The organism is Micromonospora sp. KC723 (genome assembly GCF_004348595.1).
GTDB lineage: Bacteria > Actinomycetota > Actinomycetes > Mycobacteriales > Micromonosporaceae > Micromonospora.
The window spans coordinates 1-5,255 of record NZ_SMKD01000232.1; the positions used below are offsets into that span (position 1 = coordinate 1).

6 protein-coding genes and 1 pseudogene are annotated in these 5,255 nt (G+C 76.7%); 6 read left to right on the forward strand and 1 reads right to left on the reverse strand.

Annotation, left to right across the window (positions count from 1 at the left end; genetic code table 11):
• Positions 1 to 114 (reverse strand): annotated as a pseudogene (locus tag E1165_RS27875) (chromosome segregation protein SMC); the annotation flags it as partial.
• Between the two features lie 546 nt (positions 115 to 660).
• On the opposite strand from E1165_RS27875, the gene E1165_RS27880 reads away from it, so the two are divergent.
• From E1165_RS27880 to E1165_RS27905, 6 genes are all read left to right on the forward strand, one after another.
• Entirely contained in the window at positions 661 to 1,149 is a 489-nt protein-coding gene (locus E1165_RS27880) for a YbaK/EbsC family protein (protein WP_132394677.1), read from the forward strand.
• Positions 1,146 to 1,892 (forward strand): monooxygenase, encoded by a 747-nt coding sequence (locus E1165_RS27885; RefSeq protein ID WP_132394678.1) that lies wholly within the window; start codon positions 1,146 to 1,148, stop codon positions 1,890 to 1,892. The genes E1165_RS27880 and E1165_RS27885 overlap by 4 nt, the downstream gene beginning before the upstream one ends.
• Positions 1,889 to 2,464: a GNAT family N-acetyltransferase gene (locus E1165_RS27890; RefSeq protein WP_132394679.1), complete on the forward strand. Its 576-nt coding sequence runs from the start codon at positions 1,889 to 1,891 to the stop codon at positions 2,462 to 2,464. Before E1165_RS27885 ends, E1165_RS27890 begins: the two co-directional genes overlap by 4 nt.
• Positions 2,461 to 3,306, forward strand: a complete 846-nt coding sequence (locus tag E1165_RS27895; RefSeq protein ID WP_132394680.1) for a carotenoid biosynthesis protein — start codon at positions 2,461 to 2,463, stop codon at positions 3,304 to 3,306. Before E1165_RS27890 ends, E1165_RS27895 begins: the two co-directional genes overlap by 4 nt.
• Entirely contained in the window at positions 3,303 to 4,430 is a 1,128-nt protein-coding gene (locus tag E1165_RS27900) for a glycosyltransferase family 2 protein (protein ID WP_132394681.1), read from the forward strand. Before E1165_RS27895 ends, E1165_RS27900 begins: the two co-directional genes overlap by 4 nt.
• 12 nt (positions 4,431 to 4,442) lie before the next feature.
• Positions 4,443 to 5,255, forward strand: an 813-nt coding sequence (locus tag E1165_RS27905) for an NAD(P)/FAD-dependent oxidoreductase (protein ID WP_132394682.1), incomplete at its 3' end; no start/stop codon positions are given.

The following is a 5,255-nucleotide window of genomic DNA, read 5'->3' on the forward strand; positions in this document are numbered from 1 at the left end:
GGTCTGGGCGGCTTCGGCGAGCCCGCGCCGGGCCACCGCGAGAAGCTGGGCGGGGGTGCGGTGCGGCAGCACGTGCGCGGGCACCGTCGGTGCCTGGGCCGGTTGGGTCGGCATGACTGTCTCCTCCGCGTGGCCGGGACGGGCGGGGCACGCGACGGAGGGACCGTCGGTGGCCGCCCGGGGCGGGTGGTGCGGAGGAAGACGCACCGGATGGGGCCGGCCGGGTGTGGACGCTTCCCCACACCACACCCGGCCGGCGTGACCGGCGGGTCCGTCGCCCGCCGCCCGGGGGTCGTGGGCGGCGGACGACGATCCTGCCTGACGGGACCGGGCTCGCGACTGCCCGGCACCCGGTGCGGTCCGCGAAACCGCACCTCCCGGAAGCGGCGCCGCGAAACACCGCTCCCGAGTCGTTGGAACGTGCGTGCGACTCAATCGAACACCCGTTCTAACCACTGCTGACAGTACACCCTCCCGCCGACGAAAACGCAACGTGCCGGGTACGGCGAGCCGGGATCCCCGGGGGCACGCACGGCGGCGACCGCGCAGGCAGCCGGCAGACCGGTGTGGAGCCAACACGCGCGTGACCGGCCTCCGGCGGCGGCACGCCGAGCGGCGGGCCGGCCCACCGGCTCCCGGCGTACCCGGAAGAATGGCGGCATGCAGTCACACCCCAACGTACGGGCGGTGCAGGAGGCCCTCGACGGCGCGGGCGCGCGGGACGGCGCCGGCGCGCCGAGCAGCGTCCGCCTGCTACCCGAGGCCGCCCACACCGCCGCCGCGGCCGCCCAGGCACTCGGCGTCGAGGTCGGCGCCATCGCCAACTCGCTGATCTTCGAGGCGGACGGCGCGCCGCTGCTGGTGCTCACCTCCGGCGCGCACCGGGTCGACACCGCCGGCCTGGCCGCCTCCATCGGGGTCACCCGGCCGCGCCGGGCCACCCCGGAGTTCGTCCGCCAGCACACCGGGCAGGTGATCGGCGGGGTCGCTCCACTGGGCCACCCGCGTCCGCTGCGCACCCTGGTGGACACCGCCCTCAAGGCGTACGACGAGGTCTGGGCGGCCGGCGGGGTGCCGCAGGCGGTCTTCCCCGTCACGTACGCCGATCTGCTGCGGATCACCGCCGGCACCCCGGCCGAGGTGGCGTGAGCTCCGCCGCCGAGGCGGTGCCCGGACTGGTCACCCTGCACGTGTGGCGGGTTCCCCGGGCCGCGCTGCCCCGGGCGTTGGCCCGGATGGCGCGGGATCCGCGCCGGCTGCGCGCCACCCCCGGCGTCCGGTTCGGCAAACTGCTCGGCACCGGGACCGGCACCGGCTTCGGGCCGGGTGACGCCGACCCCACCCGGTGGGCGGCGCTGACCGTGTGGGACTCCCCCACCGCCGCCGACGGCTTCGACACCTCCCCGGTCGGCCGGGCCTGGGCCCGGATCGCCCGGGCCCGGGTCCGGGTCGACCTGCGCCCGGTGACCAGCCGGGGCGAGTGGTCGGGGCGGCGTCCGTTCGGCGACCCGCCGGGCGGTCCGGTGGCCGGGCCGGTGCTGGCGCTGACCCGGGCCCGGCTGCGCCCCCGGCGGGCGGTGGCCTTCTGGCGGGCGGTCCCACCGGTGGCCGCCGCCCTGCACGCCACACCCGGTCTGCTCGCCCGGTTCGGCGTCGGGGAGGCCCCGCTGGGCTGGCAGGGCACCGTCAGCGTGTGGCGCGACCCGGCGGACCTCGTGGCGTTCGCGTACCGTCACCCGGAGCATCGCGCCGCGATCACCCGCACCCCCACCGAGCGGTGGTACGCCGAGGAGCTCTTCGCGCGGTTCGCGGTGCGCGACGTGGTCGGTGACCGGGCGGTGCTGGGCTGGGCCGCCGGCGGCGGCGCGGAGACGGTGAGAGGAAACGCATGAGGTTGGTGCGGTGGACGCCGGACGATCTGGTCCGGCGACTCGACGACGTGGTGGCCGTCTACGGGGAGGCGATGAACTACCGCGCCGACCTGCTGGAGGCCCGCCGCGGCTACATCGCCACCCACGTACGCCGGCCCGGCTTCCGCGCCGTCGCCAGCCTCACCACCGAGGGCCACCTGGCCGGTTTCGGGTACGGCTACCGGGGCGAGCCCGGACAGTGGTGGCACGACCAGGTGCACCGGGCGCTGGGCCCACCGGCCCGGCAGCGCTGGCTGACCGACTGCTTCGAGGTGGTCGAGCTGCACGTCCGGCCGCCGGCGCAGGGGCACGGCCTGGGCAGCCGGCAGCTCACCGCCCTGCTCACCCTGGCCGAGGGGTCGACCACCCTGCTGTCCACCCCGGAGGCCGACGAGCGGACGTCACGGGCCTGGCGGCTGTACCGCCGGTTCGGCTTCGTCGACGTGCTGCGGCACTTCCACTTCCCCGGTGACGAGCGCCCGTTCGGCGTACTCGGCCGGGACCTGCCCCTGGCCACCCCCGACCCCGTCGCACCGGGCCCGGCCGCGCCGTGAACCCGCGGCGGGTGATCCCCTGGGCGCTGCTGAGCGTCCTGATCCTCGCCCAGATCTGTTACCCGCTCACCACCGGCGTCACCCGGGCCCGGCTGACCGTCGCCACGGTCGTCCTCGGCTACCTGCTCGCGGTGGGTCACGCCCTGCTCAGTCGCGGTCCGCGTACGGCGACGGCGCTGGTCACGGTGGCCACCGGTGGCGGGTTCGCGATCGAGGCGCTCGGAGTGGCCACCGGCTTCCCGTTCGGCGGTTACGACTACTCCGGGGAGCTGGGCCCGAAACTGGCCGGGGTGCCACTGGTCATCCCCCTGGCCTGGACCTGGATGGCCTGGCCGGCCTGGCTCGCCGCCGCCCGGCTCACCTGCCCCGCCGGCGGACGGCCGGGGTGGCCCCGGCATGCCGGACGGATCGCGCTGGCCGCCGTCGGGCTGGCCGCCTGGGACCTCTTCCTCGACCCGCAGATGGTCGCCGAGGGCCACTGGGTGTGGCGGGACGCCACCGTGACGCTACCCGGGCTGCCCGGCATCCCGGTCAGCAACTACCTGGGCTGGCTGCTCTTCGCGGTGCTGGTGATGGGCGCGCTGCGCCCGCTCGCCGGGCCGGCCGTCACGGTCACCGACCGCCGGGACGACCCGATGTTCGCGCTCTACCTCTGGACGTACCTGTCCAGCGTGCTGGCGCACGCGGTCTTCCTCGCCCTGCCCGCCTCGGCGCTGTGGGGCGCGGCCGGCATGGCGGTCGTCGCCGTGCCGCTGGCGGTGACCCTGCTGCGCACCCCCCGGCCCGGCGACGACCGGCCCGCGCCCCGGCCACAGCCCTCCGGCGTCGACGCGCCGGCATGACCGCGCTGCTCGTCCTGACCGTGGTGGTCGGCGTGCTGACCCTGCACACGACCGTCAACGCCGGCTGTTGGCTGCGCCGCCCCGCCGGCGGGCCGGTCGAGGTCGACGAGCCGGTGGCGGTGCTGCTGCCACTGCGTGACGAGGCCGGGCGGGTCGCGCCCTGCCTGCGGTCCCTGCTCGCCCAGCGGGGCGTACCCGGGCTGCGGATCGTGGTGCTCGACGACGGCTCGGGCGACGGCACCGCGGACGTGGTGCGCGCGATCGCCGGCGACGATCCCCGGGTCACCCTGGTCGACGGAGCCGCCCCGCCACCGGGCTGGCTGGGCAAGCCGCACGCCTGCCACCAGCTCGCCGCACGCGCCGACCCGGCCGCCACGGTGCTGGTCTTCGTCGACGCCGACGTGGTGCTCACCCCGCACGCGGTGGCGGCGGCGGTGACCGCGCTGCGCGCCGCCGGGGCGACGCTGCTGTCGGCGTACCCCCGGATCGTGGTGCGGACGGCGGGCGACCGGCTGGTGCAGCCGCTGCTGCAATGGCTGTGGCTGACCTTCCTGCCGCTGCGGGCGATGGAACGCTCGCCGCGACCGTCGCTGGCCGCGGCCGGCGGGCAGTTCCTGCTGGTGGACCGGGCCGGCTACGCCACTGCCGGTGGGCACGCCGCGGTCGCCGGCAGGGTGCTGGAGGACATCGAGCTGGCCCGTGCGGTGAAGCGCTCCGGCGGGCGGATCGTCCTGGCCGACGGATCGCGGCTGGCCGCCTGCCGGATGTACGACACCTGGCCGCAGCTGCGCGACGGCTACACCAAGTCACTGTGGGCGACGTTCGGGCACCCGTCGGCGGCGGCCGTCGTGGTGACCCTGCTGCTCCTGCTCTACACCGCACCCCCGCTGCTCGCGGTGGCCGCCCTGGCCGCCGGGGCGGGTACGGTCACCGCGACCGCCCTGGCCGGGTACGCCGCGGGCGTCGCCGGGCGGGTGGTCAGCGCCCGGGCGACCGGGGGTCGGGCCTGGCCCGACGCGCTGGCGCACCCCGTGTCCGTCGTGGTCCTGAGTTGGTTGACCCTACGGTCGTACCATCTCCGGAAGCGGCGTCGCCTGTCCTGGCGTGGCCGTCCGGTCAGCTAGGAGGAGCGCGGCATGGCGCGGATCGTGGTCGTCGGCGCTGGAGTCGGCGGGCTGGCCACCGCCGCCCGGTTGGCCGTCACCGGGCACGAGGTCACCGTCTTCGAACGGGCCGGCACCGTCGGCGGCAAGCTCGGCCGCCACACCCACGACACCCCCGAAGGGTCGTTCCACTTCGACACCGGGCCGAGCCTGCTCACCCTCCCCCAGGTCTTCCACGACCTGTTCGAGGCGACCGGGGCCAAGCTCGACGAGTACCTGGACCTGGTGCCACTGGACCCGATCGTCCGGCACGTCTTCCCCGGCGGCGGGCCGCACCTGGACTCCTGCGCCGACCCGGCCGAGTTCGCCGCCCGGATCGGCGCGGCCCTCGGCGACCGGGCCGCCACCGACTGGCAGGGGCTGTGGCGCCGGGCCGCCCGGGTCTGGGAGGCGTCGCACCGCGACGTCCTGCGCCGCACCGTCGACTCCCCCCGCGACCTGGCCGCGCTGGCCTGGCGGCTGGGTGACCTGGCCGCCATCGGTCCCGGTCGTACCCTGCGCGGACTGGGCCGCCGGCAGCTCTCCGACCCGCGGCTGCGGATGCTGCTCGACCGGTACGCCACCTACACCGGCGCCGACCCGCGCCGCGCCCCGGCCGCGCTGGTCGCCGTCCCCTACGCCGAGCTGACATACGGCGGCTGGTACCTGCGCGGCGGGCTGGGTGCCCTCGCCGACGCGCTGCTGTCGCGCTGCCTGGACCTCGGTGTGGTCGTGCAGACCGGCGCCACGGTCACCCGGATCGACGCGGCGGGCGGGCGGGTGCACGGGGGACGCCTCGCCGGCGTC